Raw genomic sequence first — 20875 nt, forward strand, 5'->3', positions numbered from 1 at the left:
TACTATGAATGATGATAATGATAATGGTTTTTATCATCAATACATAAATGGTTTAATAATCGACATTTGCCGGAAATATGCTGTTTTTTTGATATGACGCAAGGTCTGCACTGTAGCGCTAAATAAGGGTAATATTTATTTTGTCATTTAATGTTTAATTAAGGTTTCATTGGTTAACAAAATGAAACCTTAATAAATGACTTATTTACTCGCCTTTATTAGCCGGAGCTAATCGGTTTCCGGAGTATACCAACCTGGGGTCAGAGAATAAGGCGGAGAAAGCGGCCCCTGCAATGAGGGGCCGGAAAAGGGTTAGCGTTTTTTACCCATGGCTGCTGCCAGCGCGTCCATCATGGCGCTGTTGCCAGCGGACTGCACCTCACGGCCGCGCGGTTTCGCCGCTTTTGCCGCCGGGCGGTTGCCCTGCGTACGATCGCTCCCGCCGCCGCGCCGGGCGTTGCTCTCGCCCGGCTGCTCGTCAAGACGCATGGTCAGTGCGATGCGTTTACGCTGCAGGTCGACCTCCATCACTTTAACCTGCACGATATCGCCAGCTTTGACGACGGTATGCGGATCGTCGACGAATTTATTCGACAGCGACGAAATATGCACCAGGCCATCCTGGTGAACGCCGATATCGACAAAGGCGCCAAAGTTGGTGACGTTGGTAACCGCACCTTCCAGTACCATGCCCGGCAGCAGGTCGTTCATGGTTTCCACGCCATCGGCGAACTTCGCAGTTTTAAACTCCGGACGCGGGTCGCGGCCGGGTTTTTCCAGCTCTTTGATAATGTCGGTGACGGTTGGCACACCGAATTTCTCATCGGTGAAGTCGGCCGCTTTCAGATTGCGTAATTCGCTGCTGTTGCCCATCAGATCGCTTAACGCCTGCCGGGTGGCGGCCAGAATGCGCTCGACGATAGGATATGCTTCCGGGTGAACGGTGGAGGCATCCAGCGGGTTGTCGCCGTGGTTGATGCGCAGGAACCCGGCGCACTGCTCGAAGGCTTTGGGACCGAGGCGGCTGACTTTCAGCAGCTGCTGACGGTTCTGGAACTGGCCGTTTTCATCACGCCAGGCGACGATGTTCTGCGCCATCATCCGCGTCAGGCCCGCCACGCGGGTAAGCAGCGGCACGGAAGCGGTGTTCAGATCCACGCCGACGGCGTTAACACAATCTTCGACCACCGCATCCAGCTTGCGCGCCAGCTGTGACTGGCTGACGTCGTGCTGGTACTGGCCCACGCCGATGGACTTCGGATCGATTTTAACCAGCTCGGCCAGCGGATCCTGCAGACGACGGGCGATTGAAACGGCGCCGCGCAGAGAAACATCGAGGTCCGGGAACTCCAGGGCCGCCAGTTCGGAAGCTGAGTAGACGGAAGCCCCGGCTTCGCTGACAATCACTTTCTGCGCGGTGACTTTCGGGAACTGTTGCTGCACATCGAGGAAGAAGCGCTCGGTTTCGCGGGAGGCGGTGCCGTTGCCGATAGCGACCAGTTCAACGTTGTGCTTTTCACACAGCGCGGCGACGACAGATGCCGCTTTGGCGGCCTGTCCGGTGTGCGGATAGATGGTGTCTGTGGCGACCAGTTTACCGGTGCCATCTACCACGGCGACTTTCACGCCTGTACGCAGGCCTGGGTCGAGGCCCATGGTGGCGCGCAACCCGGCGGGGGCGGCCATCAGCAGATCGTGCAGGTTACGGGCAAACACGTTGATGGCTTCATCTTCCGCGCGTTCGCGCACGGTGCCCATCAGCTCGGTTTCCAGGTGCATCAGCACCTTAATGCGCCATGTCCAGCTGACAACCCCTTTGCGCCAGCTGTCGGCTGCGGCATTGTTCAAGCGTAAACCGAGATGGTCGATAATAATCTGTTCGCAGTGGCTCTCTTTCGGCGGCTCGTCAAACTGCGGGTCGGCATTCAGGGCCAGCTGCAGAATGCCTTCATTACGGCCGCGGAACATCGCCAGCGCGCGGTGCGAAGGGACGGTAGCGATAGGCTCATGGTGATCGAAGTAGTCGCGGAATTTTGCCCCTTCCTCTTCTTTGCCGCCCACTACCGTGGCAACCAGGTGCGCATTCTTCCACAGGTAGTCACGCACCTTCGCCAGCAGCGCGGCGTCTTCAGCAAAGCGCTCCATCAGGATATAACGCGCGCCATCCAGTGCGGCTTTGGTATCGGCGACGCCTTTATCGGCATCGACAAACTTCGCCGCTTCTGTTTCCGGATCGTGGGACGGTTCGTTCCATAGCAGATCCGCCAGCGGCTCCAGCCCGGCTTCAATGGCGATTTGCCCGCGGGTGCGGCGTTTCGGTTTATATGGCAGGTAAAGGTCTTCGAGCTCGGTTTTGCTCAGCGTGGTGGTAATCGCCTTTTCCAGCGCATCGGTCAGCTTACCCTGTTCGCCGATCGATTTGAGGATCGATTGACGACGGTCTTCCAGTTCACGCAGATAACCAAGGCGGGTTTCCAGATTACGCAGCTGCGTGTCATCCAGACCGCCGGTGACTTCTTTACGATAGCGTGCGATAAACGGCACGGTGTTCCCTTCATCAAGCAGGCGAACGGCAGCTTCTACCTGTTCAGACCTGGCCTGAAGTTCACCCGCAATAATGCGGCAGAGCGAATCATTCATCATGTCTATTTCATCTTGTGGATCGAAAATCAGGGGGATAGTTATACGGACTGGCACGGCAAAATGCCAGTCGTGGCACGAGGCTCTCAGATTGTTCCGGACGCGCTATTTCACATATTCGATATTGTTGACGTACCAGCTGGCTTCGCCGGCGGGCGTGTTGACCACCGCCAGGTCGCCGACCTCTTTTTTCAGCAGCGCGCGAGCCATCGGCGAGTCGATAGAGATGTAGTCTTTACGTCCGAAAATCTCATCGTAACCGACGATGCGAAAGCGCTTGGTGTCGCCATCATCGTTTTCGATTTCAACCCACGCGCCGAAAAACACCTTGCCCTCCTGCTGCGGGGAGTAATCGACGATTTTCAGATTTTCCAGACATTTGGTGAGATAGCGTACCCGGCGGTCGATTTCACGCAGCCGTTTTTTGTTGTACTGGTAATCGGCATTTTCGCTACGATCGCCAAGGCTGGCCGCCCAGGTCACTTTTTTGGTGACCTCAGGACGTTCTTCACGCCACAAATAGTCCATTTCTTTTTTAAGTTTTTCATACCCTTCACGGGTGATCAGCGGCGTTTTCATTTATCGTTCTACCTTCTGATTGTCGGACACTGTACGCGGCGGTGTGCGGTTGCGCACAATTCGTAGTGCGTAATAATACCGACAGGATAAATAATGTGTCTTATGATTAAATGTATACTTAAGCTGCTGTTAAATATGCTTTGTAACAATTTAGCCTGGAATATATACCAGATTTAGCTGGTCGGCGACCCGGGCTTTTTTGAGAATACGCACTGACAATTGCAGTGAACCTTTGGGAGTATAAACAATGCAAGAGAATTATAAGATTCTGGTTGTCGACGACGACATGCGCCTGCGTGCGCTGCTCGAACGTTATCTGACCGAGCAAGGCTTCCAGGTTCGAAGCGTCGCCAACGCTGAACAAATGGATCGTCTGTTGACTCGTGAGTCCTTCCACCTGATGGTGCTGGATTTGATGCTGCCGGGCGAAGATGGTCTCTCCATTTGTCGTCGTCTGCGTAGCCAAAGCAACCCGATGCCGATCATTATGGTTACGGCGAAAGGGGAAGAGGTTGACCGTATTGTGGGCCTCGAAATTGGTGCGGACGACTATATTCCAAAACCGTTCAACCCGCGTGAGCTGCTGGCCCGTATCCGCGCCGTGCTGCGTCGCCAGGCGAATGAGCTGCCGGGTGCGCCGTCACAGGAAGAGGCGGTCATCGCCTTTGGTAAATTCAAGCTGAATCTCGGCACCCGCGAGATGTTCCGTGAAGATGAACCGATGCCGCTGACCAGCGGTGAATTTGCGGTACTGAAAGCGCTGGTTAGCCATCCGCGTGAGCCGCTCTCCCGCGATAAACTGATGAACCTTGCTCGCGGTCGCGAATATTCCGCGATGGAGCGTTCCATCGATGTACAAATTTCCCGTCTGCGCCGCATGGTCGAAGAGGATCCGGCCCATCCGCGTTACATCCAGACCGTGTGGGGGCTAGGCTACGTCTTCGTACCGGACGGCTCTAAGGCATGAAACGCGTGCGTTTTTCGCCGCGAAGCTCGTTTGCTCGCACCCTGTTATTGATAGTCACCTTGCTGTTTGTCAGCCTGGTGACGACCTATCTGGTGGTGCTGAATTTTGCGATTCTACCGAGCCTCCAGCAGTTTAATAAGGTGCTGGCATACGAAGTGCGTATGCTGATGACCGATAAACTGCAGCTGGAGGATGGCACCCAGCTGGTGGTGCCGCCGGCGTTTCGTCGCGAAATTTATCGCGAACTGGGCATTTCGCTCTATTCCAATGAAGCGGCGGAAGACGCAGGCCTGCGCTGGGCGCAGCACTATGAGTTTTTAAGTCAGCAGATGGCGCACCAGCTCGGTGGGCCAACCGAAGTGCGGGTCGAGGTCAACAAAAGCTCCCCCGTGGTGTGGTTGAAAACCTGGCTGTCGCCGAATATCTGGGTGCGCGTACCGCTGACGGAAATCCACCAGGGCGACTTCTCGCCGCTGTTCCGCTATACCCTGGCGATTATGCTGCTGGCGATTGGCGGCGCCTGGCTGTTTATCCGTATTCAAAACCGGCCGCTGGTCGATCTTGAGCATGCGGCGCTGCAGGTCGGGCGAGGCATCATTCCGCCGCCGCTGCGGGAGTACGGTGCATCCGAAGTGCGTTCGGTCACCCGGGCCTTTAACCACATGGCCGCAGGCGTAAAACAGCTGGCAGACGATCGTACGCTGTTAATGGCCGGCGTCAGCCACGATCTGCGTACGCCGCTGACGCGTATTCGCCTGGCGACGGAGATGATGGGGGAAGAAGACGGTTACCTTGCCGAGTCGATCAACAAAGACATTGAAGAGTGTAACGCCATCATCGAGCAGTTTATTGATTACCTGCGCACGGGCCAGGAGATGCCGATGGAGCTGGCGGATCTTAACTCGGTGCTCGGTGAAGTTATCGCGGCGGAAAGCGGTTACGAACGTGAAATCGCGACGGACCTGCAGGCCGGCGAGATCCCGCTGCGCATTCATCCGCTCTCTATCAAGCGCGCGCTGGCCAATATGGTGGTTAACGCCGCGCGTTATGGCAACGGCTGGATTAAGGTCAGCAGCGGTAGCGAAGCCAGCAGCGCCTGGTTCCAGGTCGAGGATGATGGCCCGGGGATTAAGCCAGAACAACGCGAGCATCTGTTCCAGCCGTTTGTGCGTGGCGATAGCGCCCGCAGCACCAGCGGTACCGGGCTGGGGCTGGCGATTGTGCAGCGTATTATCGATAACCATAACGGTCGTCTGGAGATTGGCTCCAGCGAGCGGGGCGGGCTGTTGATTCGCGCCTGGCTGCCGGTTCCGGTTCAACGTGCGCTAACGCCGACGAAACAGAGCAAAGAGAGTTAAGCGGCCGCTCGCGGCAGTCTGAATCGCGCGGGTCGGCGCGAGAGCATAAAAAAGCCGGGCATTGCCCGGCTTATTCTTTATAAATACACGGTTAGCGCTTCGGACCGGCAGCGACCAGCGCGGCGCCCGCTGGCGTATCGGTGTACTTCTCGAAGTTCTCTACGAACAGCTTCGCCAGCTGCTCGGCTTTCTCCTGCCACTGCTCTGGCGAACCGTAGGTGTTACGCGGGTCGAGGATGTGCGTATCGACACCTGGCAGCGAGGTTGGGATCTGCAAATCGAACATCGGCAGCGTGAAGGTTTCCGCATTGTCCAGCGACCCGTCGAGAATGGCATCGATAATGGCGCGGGTATCTTTAATCGAGATACGTTTGCCGGTGCCGTTCCAGCCGGTGTTGACCAGATAAGCCTGCGCACCGGATGCCTGCATGCGCTTCACCAGAACCTCAGCATACTGCGTCGGGTGCAGCGACAGGAACGCGGCACCGAAGCAGGCGGAGAAGGTTGGCGTCGGTTCAGTGACGCCACGTTCGGTACCGGCCAGCTTAGCGGTAAAGCCAGAGAGGAAGTGATACTGGGTCTGGTCTGCCGTCAGGCGCGATACCGGCGGCAGTACGCCGAATGCATCCGCCGTCAGGAAGATAACTTTGGTGGCATGGCCCGCTTTCGAGATCGGCTTAACGATGTTCTCGATATGATCGATCGGGTAGGAGACACGGGTGTTCTCGGTTTTCGACCCATCGTCGAAATCAATCGTGCCGTCCGCGCGAACCACCACGTTTTCCAGCAGCGCATCACGACGAATCGCGTGATAGATATCTGGCTCTGCGGCTTCGGAGAGTTTGATGGTCTTGGCATAGCAGCCGCCTTCGAAGTTGAAGACGCCATCGTCATCCCAGCCGTGCTCGTCATCGCCGATCAGACGGCGTTTCGGATCGGTGGAAAGGGTGGTTTTGCCGGTGCCGGAGAGGCCAAAGAAGACCGCCACGTCGCCTTTCTCGCCCACGTTAGCGGAACAGTGCATTGATGCGATCCCCTGCAGCGGCAGCAGGTAGTTCATGATAGAGAACATCCCTTTCTTCATTTCGCCGCCGTACCAGGTACCACCAATCAGCTGGATCCGCTCGGTCAGGTTGAAGGCAACGAAGTTTTCAGAGTTGAGTCCCTGCTCCTTCCACTGCGGGTTGGTGCATTTGGCGCCGTTCATCACGATGAAATCCGGCTTAAAGTTGGCCAGTTCTTCATCGGATGGGCGAATAAACATGTTCTTGACGAAGTGTGCCTGCCAGGCCACTTCGGTAATGAAGCGTACGCTCAGACGCGTGTCGGCATTGGCGCCGCAGAACGCATCAACGATGAACAGACGCTTGCCGGAAAGCTGATGAGTGACCAGATCTTTCAGGTGCTGCCAGGTTTCCTGCGAGAGCGGTTTGTTGTCGTTTTTACCGTTGCCTTTATCAGACCACCACACGGTATCGCGGGTTGTATCGTCACGAACGATATATTTATCTTTCGGCGAACGACCGGTAAAGATACCGGTATCGACGGCGATCGCGCCCAGATTGGTGAGTACGCCGCGCTCATACCCTTCCAGAGTGGGATCGAGTTCTTCTTGATACAACGTATCGTAACTAGGGTTGTGGACGATATCCTGGACGTCATTGATACCATAAGCCTTGAGATCCTGCGGGGTTAAACCATTATTAACGCGCATGTCACTGCTCCTTAGCCAATAATATATACTGCTTTAAATTGTAGGGGTTCTTTCGGGGTATAGACCGCGACCAGGCTCATAGATTTACGTATCTCGACAAACGCCTTACTTACGAAAAACACGGTGACTCCTGTCACGAAACATGCGTGATTATCTCAGGAAATTGGCCGTTGGTGGGGATAGATGTTTCTTATTGGTTAAAAAGTAATTAAAAAAACTGCTGAATTGTGAATGTAATCGCTTTCTTGAAAGAAAATTACGTAACTCTTTCAGTGAAAATCGATTCATCACGCGAGGAAATAGTTGACGGCAGGCGCGGCGAAGGCAGAAAACCTCCGCCGCGAGCTCTGGTGGGCAGGATTATCAGTGAACCTGCGGGTCGGCCGGAGAGGCATTATTGCGAATCTCGGCAATATCCATGGCGTTGAACAGGTAATGATTGCCGCAGTAATCGCAGTGCATATCAATTTCACCTTCGTCAGCGAGAATGCTGTCGATCTCTTCATCCGGCAGCGTTTTCAGCGCCCCGGCGCAGCGTTCGCGGGAACAGGTACACTTAAATTCCACATTCTGCGGATCGTACACGGTCACTTCTTCTTCGTGATACAGACGCCACAGGACGTCAGTCGCTGAGAGGGTGAACAGTTCCTCGGCTTTGATGGTCTCAGTGAGCGTAGCCAGATGGTCGAAATCATTGGCCTGGGTCTCTTGTGCCGGCATCACCTGAAGCAGCATGCCGCCCGCCATCGGTTTCCCTTCATGTTCGCCGGTGCGAATGATAAGGCGCGTCGGCAACTGTTCTGAGCGCTGGAAATAATCTTCCAGGCAAGCCGCCAGGGTGTCGCCTTCCAGACCGACCACGCCCTGATAGCGCTCGCCTTCATCCGGAGAGATGGTGATGACCAGATACCCGTTACCGACCAGCGTTTTCAGGTCTGCATCTTCCGGAATGTCGCCCTGAGTCCGCGCGACGCCGCGCAGCTGCTGCTGATTCGTCCCGTTGATTACCGCCAGAGACAGAGGACCATCGCCCTGCAGCTGCACGGTGATATCGCCGGCAAACTTCAGCGTCGCGGTCAGCAGGCTGGTGGCAACGAGCAGCTCTGCCAGCACGGTTTTGACCGGCTGCGGGTAGCTGTGGTTCGCCAGAATCTGTTCCAGGGTTTCCGAAACGGTAACCAGTTCACCGCGTACGGCATAGTTTTCAAACAGATAACGATGTAATTGATCGTGTTGAGTCATAATGGTCTCTCTTGCTGGCAACAGCGGTGCCTACAGGTATAGGCGGTTACTCACTGTCGCCGTGTTTAAATCTCATCAGGTCGCGGCGTTCTTTCTTGTCCGGACGTCTGTCGGGATGCGGCATGGTCAGCGCGTTCATTTTGCGCGCCAGCGCCATTTTCTCGCGTTTTTCGATGCTCTCTGCCGTCTCTTCATACAAGGCGACGGCTTCACTGGCAGGTCGGCGCTGTTCGGTTATCCCTTTGACCAGCAGAATACGTTCGTCGTTGCCCTGGCGTAGCGTCAGAGTGGCGCCCGGCTCAACGATTTTACCCGGCTTGCTGCGCTGTCCGTTGTAATGCACCTTGCCGCCTTCAATCATCTCGCGCGCCAGCGCACGGGTTTTATAAATGCGGGCTGCCCAAAGCCATTTGTCCAGCCTGACGGCTTCGACGGGCTTCTCTTTCATGGCCTCTCCTTTGGAGTCAGCGAAGGGATCAGGCGCCGGTAGTCGTTCAATCCCGGATGTCGGGCATAGCTTTTTTCCGCCAGTCCGGAATCCGGATTCGTGACGCCCAGGCAGTAGCGAACACCAAACTGAGCCGCGGCATCGAGAATCGCCTCGCTATCGTCAACAAAGAGCGTTTTGCGCGCATCGAAGCCGGTTTCTTCCGCCACCGCACGCCACAGACGCTGATCTTCTTTCGGATAACCAAATGTGTGGGTAGAAAGCAATAAATCAAGGTGTGCGTCGAGACCGGTATGTTCAAGCTTTACCGCCAGATTATGCGGATGGGCGTTGGTCAGCAGGATGCGCCGCTTGCCGCTGGCCTTGAGCGCATCAAGGAACGGGACGGTATCTTCACGCAGGGCTGCTCTTGGCCCCTGCTCGCTGGTCATCGCACGAATATCCAAATTCAGGCGCTCGCTCCAGTAGTCCAGACAGTACCAGTTTAGCGTATGCTGCACCGCGTGATACTCCTGGTGCATCGCCTCTTTGGCCTCCTGCAGGTTGAGCCCGCGTGCCGCTCCCCAGGTTTCCGGCACCAGCTTTTGCCAAAAATAGTTGTCGAAGGCGAGGTCGAGCAGCGTGCCATCCATATCCAGCAGAACGGTATCAACCTCCTGCCAGGCGATATCAAAATGCATGGTGAGTCTCCAGCGAGGGGAAATGCGCGACAGGGTATCACACCCCGCCGCGCAGGGAATTACTCTTGATGTTCCGGCGAGGGGATGAGTACCGGATTCAGGCAGCTTTCGTAGTATTTCTGAATATCTTCCATTCGCTGGCGATGACGCTGGTAGCGACGAATCGTCAGGATCCCGTGCCACGACATGCAGCCCAGCATGGTCAGCAGAAGCAGCGTCGTCCCCAGATAGCGCCACAGACCTGAACGGTCTGGAATACGATGCAGGTTGATGTGCTGCGTGCCATTGGCATCGGTATAGAGATTGGTCACAATCCCCTCGGCGTGGAACGGCGTATGCATCAGCATTCTGGCCAGACGCTGCAGTTCGCCCCACTGTTCATGCGCCGGATAGTCATACAAGCTGGTGGTCGGCCACGGCTGATTGACCAGATCGCTGCCTTCATCACTGACAATCAGGAAACCGCCGGGAGCCGGACTGTTAAGGGCCTGCGCTGCGCGTGAGGTTTCGCGAATGACAAACGGTGCCGTTGAGGTGGTGACCAGATTTTCCAGCGACTCGGCGCTAACCGGGCGCAGCAGAACGTTGACGCCATCCAGCTTGCCCGAGTTGGCGCGTTTGGTGAGCGCTTCCCAGTTACGCGTATTGCCCAGGTTAACCAGCGCGTTTTTCAAACGGGTACAGTCATCTTTTGCCGCACACAGGTTGTTGGTTTTTATGACGATATCGCCAAAATCATCCAGCAGCACCATGCCTGATTTCTGAATCGCCGAGCGCAGCGCGGGGCTGACGTGCGAGTCATCGTCCGGATCGGGATGTAGCTGGCGCTGCACGGATTGCATCAGCGCCGTGGCTTTGCCGACGACGTCGGACTCAGGAAGCGGTAGGGGAGGCGCGTCATTCCAGATGATCTGCGAGCAATCAAACGGCATAAACGGCGAGTTCTCTTTCGCCGTCCAGCTATCCGGCGAGTGGATATTGCAGGTTCCGGTACCTTTCAATCGCAGCGTATCGCCGAGGCGAACCTGCGACTTCTCCAGCTGGGCAACGGTAGTCGCTTCAATGGTTTGCGCCCCTTTCAGCCATGAAAGCGTAAACTTAAACGGCATATTCAGCGGGACGCTGGCCCACAGCATCACCACCACCAGCAGTGCGCCGATAGCGATAATGGCGCTACGCAGCCAGTACTGAAGCGGGAAGTTTTTCACTTCATCGTGCAACGACAGGAAGCGCCCCTGACGCACGACGTGACGGCTGAGATAGATATCGATATCCGTCTGCTGGCCGAGATCCTGGGCAATCCAGGGCTGCCAGTGGCGCGGATAGATCAGATCGATAATACCCAGGGAGATATTATTGATATGCTCCTGGTCATTTTCGCCAAACAGACCCCAGCGTTTGGGCATCCCGCGCAGGCAGTGGATCTCCCGGAGCGCCGCTTTACGCGGCGGCGCGTAGATACCCCACAGGCCCGCAGCCAGGAACAGTAGTCCACCGAGCAGTAGCCACGGGGTAAAAACATAGGGGCTTATCAGGCTGAAGTAAAACAGCAGGAACGAGGTGACGATAAAGATCGCTTCACGCAGCCCATCCGGCCGACTCAGCGCGTATTCCTCTGCCGTTTCCTGGCGAATGCTCAACAGCTCGATCTGCTCGCTCTCTTCCCCGCGGATTGACGCCTGGGTTGACGACGCCCGTTCGAGGGCATAACTGCGGCTCTCCTGCGGGTAGTCGCTGAGCGCATGGCCATTGAGGGCAATGACCAGCGGCAGGCTGTCGGTGGGTATCAGCTCAACGCTATTTTCGTCATTGATATACTGCTCCCAGAAAGGCGGCAGATGCACCTCCACCGAGTCGAGGAAGTAGCGCCATTTGTTCGGGTCATCGGTGGTAATGCCATAGCGCGTAATGGCACGGGTCACCGTGAAAACAGTATCGCTCTGTTGGGTGAGAGACAGTACGGCAGGGGCAACGCTTGCCCCCGATGCCGGCATTTGTCGGGCGTGGTTGAGACCTTCAAGGTACTTTTCCACCGCGCGGCGTTCTTGCTCAGAAAGCTTGCGGGTGACGGCATCGCTAAAGGCATGCAGGAGAGGGAGGCGGCGACGTCTGGCATGCGATCGATACCACCACCCGATAAGCAATGCGCAGATTAGCAGAGCTGTGAAAGAAATCAGAAAGGTGCCCATGCCCATCCCATCGTAGTTATTCTTTTCTTACAGGTGTCTTTAGTTGCTTAACACTTTGCGTGAACCTGCAGTGTGCTCTCGGCAGATATCGTATGTATACGGGAAAATTTATTGTGCGATACAGCAGCATACAAGCTTATCAAAATCGTTAAAATCCAGGAATCAGTAAATTCTCAAAAACATTTCAACCTATTGACTTTTTTATCTTTCTGATTCTCTCGTTTTGCGAGTGCAGGTTGCAACTATGTAAATAAGTGGCGAATTGAATTGCCGAAACCGTGCTGCGTATCGCACAATGACTTCTGGAATCACAGCATAGATCGATAACAATGAGCAAATCATTACAAAAACCCACCATTCTCAATGTTGAAACAGTAGCGCGCTCGCGTCTTTTTAACGTTGAAAGCGTGGACCTGGAATTCAGCAACGGCGTGCGTCGCGTTTATGAACGCATGCGCCCTTCGACGCGTGAAGCCGTGATGATTGTACCGATTGTCGATGACCATCTCATTCTGATTCGTGAATATGCCGTTGGCACCGAATCTTATGAGCTTGGTTTTTCTAAAGGGCTGATTGATCCGGGTGAAACCGTCATGGAAGCCGCTAACCGTGAACTGAAAGAAGAGGTCGGTTTCGGCGCCAATAAGCTGACGTTCCTGAAAAAACTGAGCATGGCACCCTCTTATTTCTCCAGCAAGATGAATATCCTGGTGGCTGAAGATCTGTACCCGGAATCGCTGCCTGGCGATGAGCCGGAACCTTTACCGCAGGTGCGCTGGCCGCTGTCGCAGCTAATGGCGCTGTTGGATGATGAAGATTTTAACGAAGCGCGCAACGTCAGCGCCCTGTTTTTGGTCCGCGAGTGGCTGAAGGCTCAGGGACGCCTGTAGACCGCCCGGCGCTTTGCCAAACATCCGGCCTGTCACCATGGCCTGCAGAGAGAAGCAGAAAAAAAGCGCCCGCAGGCGCTTTTTTTGTCAGAACAGTTCGTGGGTTTCACCGCCACCATCGGTGATCGTGGTCCCCACTTCATGCACCGCCTGATGGGTCGGCTGTGTGCCATCAATGAAGTATTCGGCGCGGCTGTTACCGCCGCTCGCCAACTGACCGGTGCTGCGGTCGATATTGACCGTTACCACGCCAGGCGGCGGGGTTAATGGCTCTTCAGGTACGCCTTCCAGCACGCGTTTCATAAAGTCATCCCAGGCTGGCTGGGCGCTTTTGGCTCCCCCCTCATAGCCGGAAATCTGATCTTTAATCGCGCCGGATGCGGTAGTCCGCCCCAGATCGCGGCGGTGATCGTCAAAACCAATCCATACCGACGTCACGACACCCGGGCCGTAGCCGGAGAACCACGCATCTTTTGAGCTGTTGGTGGTCCCCGTTTTACCGCCGATATCGTGGCGCTGCAGATCGCGCCCGGCGCGCCAGCCGGTACCCATCCAGCCCGGTTCGCCGAAGATGTTACTGTTCAGGGCGCTTTTAATCAGGAATGACAATGGCGTGCTGATCACATGCGGCGCGTATTCCTGGGCGCCGGATTGGGCAACCAGCGCCTGGTTGACCTGTTCAAGCTCTGGCTGCGGCGGCACCGCGGAGTTCTGCGGTGTTGTCGAGGTCGCGACATCTTCGACATCCTTATTTTCCAGCACGTCGGATTTCGGCGTATCGCCGTAAATGACCGGCAGGTTGCACTGCGGACAGGCAACTTTAGGCCGCTCCTCAAAGATCACGCCGCCCTGATCGGTCTCGATTTTGCTGATAAAGAATGGCGTAACCAGGAAGCCGCCGTTGGCCATCACCGAATAACCGCGCGCAACCTGCAGCGGCGTAAAGGATGCGGACCCCAGCGCCAGCGACTCGGTATGCACGATATTCCCCGCCGGGAAACCGAAACGCTGTAGATACTCCGCCGCGTAATCCACGCCCATGGCACGCATGGCGCGAACCATCACGACGTTCTTCGACTGCCCCAGTCCCTGACGCAAGCGAATCGGGCCGGCGTACTGCGGCGGGGAGTTTTTCGGCTGCCAGTCGGAACCGGCACCGGCGTCCCAACGGGAAATCGGCACATCGTTAAGCATACTGGCCAGCGTCAGGCCTTTATCCATCGCCGCGGTGTAGAGGAACGGCTTAATGTTCGAGCCTACCTGGCGTAGGGCCTGGGTCGCGCGGTTGAATTTACTTTGATTGAAGTCGAACCCGCCGACCAGGGCGATAATGGCGCCGTTCTGCGGGTTAATGGAAACCAGCGCCGAGTTCACATCCGGTACCTGCGACAACCACCAGCTGTCGCCGACCTGACGGACCCAAATTTGCTGCCCGGACTGCAGGACATCGGTGACCTTGCGCGGAGTCGCTCCTTGCTGGGTATCGGAGATAAAGCGACGCGCCCAGCGGACGCCCTCCATGTTCAGCGTGACCGACGTTCCATTACTTAATAGCGCGACCGCTTCCTGGGAATTTGCCGAGGTAATCACCGCTGGAGCAAGCGGCCCGTAGCCGGGCAGGCTTTTCAGCGATGCGATGATTTTCGCCTGATCCCAGGGCGTTTCGCCCACTTTCCACAGCACGTTGGCCGGGCCGCGGTAGCCATGGCGCATATCGTAATCGAGCACGTTATTGCGGACGGCTTGCTGAGCGGACTGCTGGTTTTTGCGCGTGATAGTGGTGTAAACGCGGTAGCCATCTTCATATGCCTGCTCGCCATAGCGGTTGACCATCTCCTGGCGGACCATTTCACTGAGATAAGGCGCCGAGAAAGCGATTTCCGGTGCGTGGTAGCGGGCGTCAATGGCTTCGTTGCGCGCCTGATCGTATTGCGTCTGCGTGATATAGCCTTCGCTCAGCATACGTGCCAGAACAACGTTACGACGCGCGGTCGCGCGGTCCATGGAATAGAGCGGGTTAAATGTCGATGGTGCTTTAGGCAGGCCGGCGATAACGGCCATTTCGCTCAGGCTAAGCTGGTCGATAGATTTACCAAAGTAAACCTGCGCCGCCGCGCCGACGCCATAGGCGCGGTAGCCGAGATAGATTTTATTCAGGTACAGCTCAAGGATTTCGTCTTTATTCAGCAACTGCTCGATGCGAATCGCCAGAAAGGCCTCTTTGATCTTACGCATCAGCGTCTTCTCCGGGCTCAGGAAGAAGTTACGCGCTAACTGCTGGGTGATGGTACTGGCGCCCTGTGAGGCATGGCCTGAGAACATGGCGACGCTGGCTGCACGGAAAATACCGACCGGATCGACGCCGTGATGTTCATAGAAACGACTATCTTCGGTGGCAATAAACGCTTTGATCAGCTCGGGCGGCATTTGCTGCAGCGTGACGGGAATACGGCGTTTCTCGCCATACTGCGCAATAAGCTCGCCATCCGCGCTATAGACCTGCATCGGGATCTGCAAACGCACATCCTTCAGGGTCGCGACGTCAGGGAGTTGCGGCTCAATATATTTATAGAGGCCAAAAACCGAGCCTGCTCCCAGCAGTACGCAACAGACTGCAAGGATCAATAGATACTTTACGAACTTCACCGGAGATTTCCCATTAAGTTTAATTTGGGCAGTTTATAAACAAACGCGCGGTAGTATAAAGGCAAGCCTGGTGCATTGATAGAGTCGAGCCGTAATGGCGGACAAGGAGATCGTAAGCATGGCTTTCAGCAACTGGCGAATCGGGATGCATATTCAACAGGACGCAATAGTGCTGGTCGCACTGCGCTACGCGCGTTCCCGCTGGGCGTTATGCCGCTGGTGGGATATCGAACTGGCGCCCGGCATCGTGCGCCATGGCATGGTGGTTGACGTGGCTGCGCTGGCTGAACGGTTGCAGAACTGGCGGCGGGAACTGCCTTTGCAACATCAGGTCAGCATTGCGTTTCCGGCCAGCCGAACGTTACAAAAGCAGCTGCCGCGTCCGCAGCTGTCTCTGCGCGATAAGGAGCGGGCAACCTGGATAGCCAGCGTGATGGCGCAACAGCTGGAGATGCCGGCCGCCTCGCTATGTGTCGATTATTCCGCCGCGCCGGCAAAGAACGAATGGCGGGTGACGGCTGCACAACGCCTGGATATCGACGTTCTGCGTCAGCTCGCCGCCCGCCTGAAGCTGAGCATCGCAGGCATTGTACCGGATGCCTGCGCGCTGGCAGCATTCCTCCCCTGGCTGCCGTCTGGCTCGCAAGGCCTCGCGTGGCGCAACGATCCTCATTGGCTGTGGGCAACGCGGGAAGGCTGGGGCAGTTTGCCGTGCGCTGAAGTCTCTTCGTTTTCACAGCTCTCCCGGTTGATCGATGCCAAATCACTCCAGCGCTGCGCCACGCGTTCTGGCGATGAGACCTCTTTTGACCCCTGGCGCGTGATTTATCGCCTGCAGCCACCGCTGCCGGACTGTGGAGAGCGCTATGCCGTGGCGATTGGGCTGGCGTTAGGAGGGCGGCAACGATGACGGCGGTGGTGAATTTTTTGCCCTGGCGTGAAGCGCGTCGCCGCCAGCGGCTGCGTATCGTGCTGCTGTACGCGGTGGGGTTTCTACTGATCTTGCTGATGATTGCTCAGGTTAAGCGGGCTGAGCGTCACGCGGTTGAGGCGCTGACTGCGGTGAGAGCCGCGGCTGAAAACCAGCTCTGGTCCGCACTCCGGCAGCGCGAAAGCATGATGCTGGAGCGACAGCAGCAAGGACAGCGGCTGCGCCTGAGACAGCAAAAAAGGGCATTAACCGAGGCCTGGCAGTCCCGGTTATGGGCAATCGCCGCGCAGCTACCGGAGCAAGCCTGGTTAACCCGGCTGGAGTATCAGCGCGATACCCTGATGTTGAGCGGTCTGGCGCTGAATCTTAAGGCCGTGGCGGGGATGGAAAAAGCGCTGAGCGCGGTTGCCGGGTTCAAACCGGCCAGAGCCGATGAAACGCGCCGCGGTGAGCAGGGGCGCTGGCAGTTTCGCTTTTCCCTGAGCGGAGAGCACGCTGATGCAGGCACTCATTGAACGTGGAATGACGGCATTTTTTTCTCTGCGCGGCGGGCGGCTCGCGCTGCCGATTGTTCTGGGGCTGATCGCGGTGATTTTTTTCCGGCTCTCAGCTTCGCCTCCACCGGCAGAAACCGACGGACATCTCCGTCTGCGCCAGCAGTGGCTTCGGTTAATACCGCTGCAGACTACCTTGCAAAATGCCTTCCTGGATGAACAAAAGCGTGCGCTGTTCTCCCCGATTACGCTGCCGGTATCAGGCGCCATGCTGGTGAGCTGGCGCCCGTCGGGGCGCGGCGGCGAGCTGCTGCTGGAGGTCCGCTGGCAGGCGGTCCCGCCGCTGTTTTCCTGGCTGGCGGAGTGCGGAATGCGTGTAACGGGCTTTTCACTGCGTCCGGAAAAAAAGACGCTCCTGATGACGCTACAGCTGGAGGCCGAAGATGTGGGGTAAGGGTTGGCGTTTTCTGTGGCTGCTTCCGCTGCCGCTATCCTTGCTGGCCGGCGATCGCGATCCGTTTCTGCCTCCGGAGGATCGCTGCCAGACGGCACAGCTGGCGCAATGGCGCTATGGCGGCGCGGTCGGTCATCGGCACTATTGGGTGGGTTATTTACTGGATCATCGTAACCAATGGCGCCGGGTGCGAAAAGAGGACGCTTTGCCGGGAGGCTGGCGAATCCATTTGCTGACGGCGGAGCGAGTTGCAATAACAACAGGGCCTGGATGCGAACCTGCGCATTGGGAATGGCTGCGGGAAAAAGGAACAAAATATGATGCGATGGATAAGCCTGCTGTTTCTGCTGTTGCCAGCAATAGCGACGGCAAAAAATGAGAAACTCGTGTCGCTGGTGGTGGACGATGTGCCGGTTGCCCAGGTACTGCAAACGCTGGCCGAGATGCAGCAAAAAAATCTGGTTGTGGCGCCTGACGTCAGCGGTACGGTGTCGCTTCATCTGAAGAACGTTCCCTGGCAGCAGGCATTGCGCGCGGTGATTGATAGCGCCGGGCTGATGTATAACCAACAGGGCACGGTACTGCATGTGCATACGCTGGTCTGGCAAAATGCGCGGCAGGCGCAACAAGAGGCGGCGCGCGCGAAGCAATTGCAGAACCTGCCTTTGCAAAGGCATAGCGTGATGCTGCAGCATGCTGATGCGAGCGAGCTGGCGAAGTCCGGGGATAAATTGCTCAGCGCCCGGGGTAGCCTGACGGTGGATAAACGCACCAATCGACTGTTCATTCACGACGATGCCGCGCATCTGTCGGCATTGACCGCGTGGGCCCAGGAGATGGATCTGCCGGTCGGTCAGGTCGAGCTGGCGGCACATATTGTCTCGATGAGCGAAACCAGCCTGCGTGAACTGGGGGTGAAATGGAGCATGGCCGAAGCCAGCAGCATGCCGGGTTCCGGTAAGCTGACGACCTTAAGCAGCCATCAGGCGGTGAACAATGCCAGCAATCGCGTGGGGTTTAATATCGGCCGCCTGAGCGGGCGCTTGCTGGAGCTGGAGCTTTCGGCGCTGGAGCAAAAACAGCAGGTGGAAATCATCGCCAGCCCGCGTTTGCTGGCTTCTCATATGCAGTCTGCCAGCATTAAGCAGGGGAGTGAAATTCCCTATCAGGTCTCGCGCGGGGAAAGCGGTGCAACATCGATTGAGTTCAAAGAGGCGGTACTGGGAATGGAGGTCACGCCAACGGTTCTGCAACAGAATCGTGTGCGCCTGAAACTACGCATTACGGAGAATACGCCAGGTCAGGTTCTGAAGCAGGAAAATGGCGAAGCGTTGGCTATCGATAAACAGGAAATTGAGACCCAGGTTGAAGTGAAAAGCGGCGAAACGCTGGCTCTGGGCGGAATCTTTTCGCAAAAAAAGAAATCTGCCCGCGACAGTATTCCGCTACTGGGCGACATTCCGCTGCTCGGCCAGCTGTTTCGTCGCGACGGCAAAGATAACGAACGGCGTGAACTGGTTGTCTTCATTACCCCACGAATTCTGGCAGTGCATTAAGCGGTTTTTCTTGCTAAACACGTTTCAGGTGTTTGACGTGAGGACGGATTTAGCATACAAGGGGTACCGATTTGAGAGTCGGGTTCGGCATCAATCCTCCCTTTTTGTCCGGTGATTTATCCACAAGATCATTCAGGATGCGTCGAGGCGGTAAGCTGGTTTACCCCCAGAAACATAGATAACTATGCACCTGGAGGCGGATGAGTGCAGCCGACGGCGAGGTAGTTTGAATAATGACGAGTATATTCAGTTGCCAAACCTGCCTGAGTATTGAGATAATTTTTAGTCTGACTCTCGCTCTATTGCATATGAGGTTTCAGTTCATGTCCTGCTGCGCTGGGTATTCGCGAAGCGGGTTTACCATTAACGAATAGTCTTAGTAGTACCGAAAAAATGGCAGAGAAACGCAATATCTTTCTGGTTGGGCCTATGGGTGCCGGCAAAAGCACTATTGGGCGCCAGTTAGCCCAACAGCTCAATATGGAATTTTACGATTCTGATCAAGAGATTGAGAAACGCACTGGCGCAGATGTGGGCTGGGTTTTCGATGTCGAAGGTGAAGACGGCTTCCGCGACCGTGAAGAAAAGATCATCAATGAGTTGACGGAAAAACAGGGAATTGTGCTGGCGACTGGCGGCGGCTCTGTGAAATCCCGTGAAACGCGTAACCGTCTCTCCGCCCGCGGCGTGGTGGTGTACCTGGAAACAACGATCGAAAAGCAGCTTGCCCGTACGCAGCGCGATAAAAAGCGTCCTCTCTTACAAGTTGAAGCGCCGCCTCGCGAAGTTCTTGAAGCGTTGGCCGACGAACGCAACCCACTGTATGAAGAGATTGCTGACGTCACTATCCGTACCGACGATCAGAGCGCAAAAGTAGTGGCAAACCAGATTATTCATATGCTGGAAAGCAATTGATTCTGGCTTAATAAAGAGCGTCAGAGTAAAAAGCAACTGAGGTGGACGTCGCGTTATGGAGAGGCTTACTGTAACCCTCGGGGAACGTAGTTACCCGATTACCATCGCGGCTGGTTTGTTTAACGATCCAGCTTCCTTCCAGCCACTGAAATCAGGCGACCAGGTTATGCTGGTCACCAATGAAACGCTGGCGCCGCTTTATCTGGATAACGTTCGCTCTGTACTGGAGCAGGCGGGGGTTAACGTAGATAGCGTCATTCTACCCGACGGCGAGCAGTACAAAAGCCTGACGGTGATGGACTCGGTCTTTACCGCTTTACTGCAAAAACCGCACGGCCGTGACACCACTCTGGTGGCGCTCGGCGGCGGCGTGGTCGGTGATTTAACCGGCTTTGCCGCGGCTAGCTATCAGCGCGGCGTGCGTTTTATCCAGGTTCCAACCACCCTGCTGTCGCAGGTGGACTCTTCGGTCGGCGGCAAGACGGCCGTCAATCACCCTCTTGGTAAAAACATGATTGGTGCCTTCTGGCAGCCGGTTTCCGTGGTCGTCGATCTCAACTGTCTTAAGACGTTGCCGGCCCGTGAACTCTCTTCCGGACTGGCCGAAGTGATCAAATACGGCATTATCCTCGACGGTGAATTCTTCAGCTGGCTGGAAAGCAATATCGATGCGCTGATGGCGCTTGATGAGAAGGCGATGGCGTACTGTATTCGTCGTTGCTGTGAGCTGAAAGCCGAAGTTGTTGCGGCCGACGAGCGCGAAACCGGGTTACGTGCTTTACTCAATCTTGGACATACTTTTGGTCATGCTATCGAAGCCGAAATGGGCTACGGTAACTGGCTACACGGTGAAGCCGTTGCTGCCGGTATGGTGATGGCCGCGCATACGTCCGAGCGATTAGGGCAGTTCAGCGCACAGGATACACAGCGTATCGTGACGCTGCTGCAGCGTGCGGGCTTGCCGGTACGTGGGCCGCAGGAGATGACTGCGCAGGCGTATCTGCCCCACATGATGCGTGATAAAAAGGTGCTGGCAGGCGAAATGCGGCTGGTGCTACCGCTGGCAATAGGGAAAAGCGAAGTTCGCGGCGGAGTGTCGCATGATGTTGTTCTTGGCGCGATTGCTGATACTCAGCTAGCGCAACAATAAGAAGGTCTAGCCGCGTCCGCGC

18 protein-coding genes are annotated in these 20875 nt (G+C 56.2%); 10 read left to right on the plus strand and 8 right to left on the minus strand.

The annotated features are described in order from the left end of the window. Positions 1–312 precede the first annotated feature (312 nt). Together AC236I_RS01800 and greB are read right to left on the minus strand one after the other, a co-directional pair. Positions 313–2643, minus strand: coding sequence for a Tex family protein (locus AC236I_RS01800; protein ID WP_327206931.1), 2331 nt, complete (start codon positions 2641–2643; stop codon positions 313–315). 102 nt (positions 2644–2745) lie between these two features. Next, positions 2746–3219: a transcription elongation factor GreB gene (gene greB, locus AC236I_RS01805; protein ID WP_004868482.1), complete on the minus strand. Its 474-nt coding sequence runs from the start codon at positions 3217–3219 to the stop codon at positions 2746–2748. A 247-nt stretch (positions 3220–3466) separates the two neighbouring features. On the opposite strand from greB, the gene ompR reads away from it, so the two are divergent. Together ompR and envZ are read left to right on the plus strand one after the other, a co-directional pair. Next, positions 3467–4186: an osmolarity response regulator transcription factor OmpR gene (gene ompR, locus AC236I_RS01810; protein ID WP_001157751.1), complete on the plus strand. Its 720-nt coding sequence runs from the start codon at positions 3467–3469 to the stop codon at positions 4184–4186. Further along, on the plus strand, positions 4183–5544 hold the full coding sequence (envZ, locus tag AC236I_RS01815) for a two-component system sensor histidine kinase EnvZ (protein ID WP_004868479.1): 1362 nt from the start codon (positions 4183–4185) through the stop codon (positions 5542–5544). The genes ompR and envZ overlap by 4 nt, the downstream gene beginning before the upstream one ends. 91 nt (positions 5545–5635) lie before the next feature. Here the strand turns inward: envZ and pckA are convergent, their stop codons facing one another. The 5 genes from pckA to AC236I_RS01840 form a co-directional block, all read right to left on the minus strand. Next, on the minus strand, positions 5636–7258 hold the full coding sequence (gene pckA / locus AC236I_RS01820; protein ID WP_004868477.1) for a phosphoenolpyruvate carboxykinase (ATP): 1623 nt from the start codon (positions 7256–7258) through the stop codon (positions 5636–5638). A 363-nt stretch (positions 7259–7621) separates the two neighbouring features. Next, on the minus strand, positions 7622–8500 hold the full coding sequence (hslO, locus tag AC236I_RS01825; protein ID WP_004868474.1) for an Hsp33 family molecular chaperone HslO: 879 nt from the start codon (positions 8498–8500) through the stop codon (positions 7622–7624). A 46-nt stretch (positions 8501–8546) separates the two neighbouring features. Next, positions 8547–8948, minus strand: coding sequence for a ribosome-associated heat shock protein Hsp15 (hslR, locus tag AC236I_RS01830; RefSeq protein WP_004868472.1), 402 nt, complete (start codon positions 8946–8948; stop codon positions 8547–8549). After that, the gene (gene yrfG, locus AC236I_RS01835; protein WP_004868470.1) at positions 8945–9628 is read right to left on the minus strand and encodes a GMP/IMP nucleotidase; all 684 of its coding nucleotides are present in this window, start codon (positions 9626–9628) and stop codon (positions 8945–8947) included. Before yrfG ends, hslR begins: the two co-directional genes overlap by 4 nt. Positions 9629–9687: 59 nt before the next feature. Continuing rightward, complete coding sequence (locus AC236I_RS01840; RefSeq protein WP_044347753.1) at positions 9688–11817, minus strand: intracellular growth attenuator family protein; 2130 nt, start codon at positions 11815–11817, stop codon at positions 9688–9690. A 329-nt stretch (positions 11818–12146) separates the two neighbouring features. Here AC236I_RS01840 and nudE point away from each other — a divergent pair, with 329 nt between their 5' ends. Beyond that, complete coding sequence (nudE, locus tag AC236I_RS01845; RefSeq protein WP_004868466.1) at positions 12147–12707, plus strand: ADP compounds hydrolase NudE; 561 nt, start codon at positions 12147–12149, stop codon at positions 12705–12707. 87 nt (positions 12708–12794) lie between these two features. Here the strand turns inward: nudE and mrcA are convergent, their stop codons facing one another. Continuing rightward, entirely contained in the window at positions 12795–15353 is a 2559-nt protein-coding gene (gene mrcA / locus AC236I_RS01850) for a peptidoglycan glycosyltransferase/peptidoglycan DD-transpeptidase MrcA (protein WP_044347755.1), read from the minus strand. Between the two features lie 118 nt (positions 15354–15471). Here mrcA and AC236I_RS01855 point away from each other — a divergent pair, with 118 nt between their 5' ends. The 7 genes from AC236I_RS01855 (at position 15472) to aroB (ending at position 20853) form a co-directional block, all read left to right on the plus strand. After that, complete coding sequence (locus AC236I_RS01855; RefSeq protein WP_048023431.1) at positions 15472–16263, plus strand: type IV pilus biogenesis protein PilM; 792 nt, start codon at positions 15472–15474, stop codon at positions 16261–16263. Beyond that, positions 16260–16799: a PilN domain-containing protein gene (locus AC236I_RS01860; RefSeq protein ID WP_487608679.1), complete on the plus strand. Its 540-nt coding sequence runs from the start codon at positions 16260–16262 to the stop codon at positions 16797–16799. Before AC236I_RS01855 ends, AC236I_RS01860 begins: the two co-directional genes overlap by 4 nt. After that, positions 16783–17232 (plus strand): HofO family protein, encoded by a 450-nt coding sequence (locus AC236I_RS01865; protein ID WP_048023433.1) that lies wholly within the window; start codon positions 16783–16785, stop codon positions 17230–17232. The genes AC236I_RS01860 and AC236I_RS01865 overlap by 17 nt, the downstream gene beginning before the upstream one ends. Then, positions 17222–17611 carry a HofP DNA utilization family protein gene (locus AC236I_RS01870; RefSeq protein ID WP_032718318.1) on the plus strand — a complete coding sequence of 130 codons (390 nt, stop codon included), beginning with the start codon at positions 17222–17224 and terminating at the stop codon, positions 17609–17611. The genes AC236I_RS01865 and AC236I_RS01870 overlap by 11 nt, the downstream gene beginning before the upstream one ends. Next, positions 17550–18788 carry a DNA uptake porin HofQ gene (gene hofQ, locus AC236I_RS01875; protein WP_088883597.1) on the plus strand — a complete coding sequence of 413 codons (1239 nt, stop codon included), beginning with the start codon at positions 17550–17552 and terminating at the stop codon, positions 18786–18788. Before AC236I_RS01870 ends, hofQ begins: the two co-directional genes overlap by 62 nt. Before the next feature lie 393 nt (positions 18789–19181). Then, positions 19182–19703, plus strand: coding sequence for a shikimate kinase AroK (gene aroK / locus AC236I_RS01880; protein ID WP_004868452.1), 522 nt, complete (start codon positions 19182–19184; stop codon positions 19701–19703). A 55-nt stretch (positions 19704–19758) separates the two neighbouring features. Next, on the plus strand, positions 19759–20853 hold the full coding sequence (gene aroB / locus AC236I_RS01885) for a 3-dehydroquinate synthase (protein ID WP_004868451.1): 1095 nt from the start codon (positions 19759–19761) through the stop codon (positions 20851–20853). Positions 20854–20875: the final 22 nt, after the last annotated feature.

Source organism: Klebsiella sp. Sb-30 (assembly GCF_057652795.1).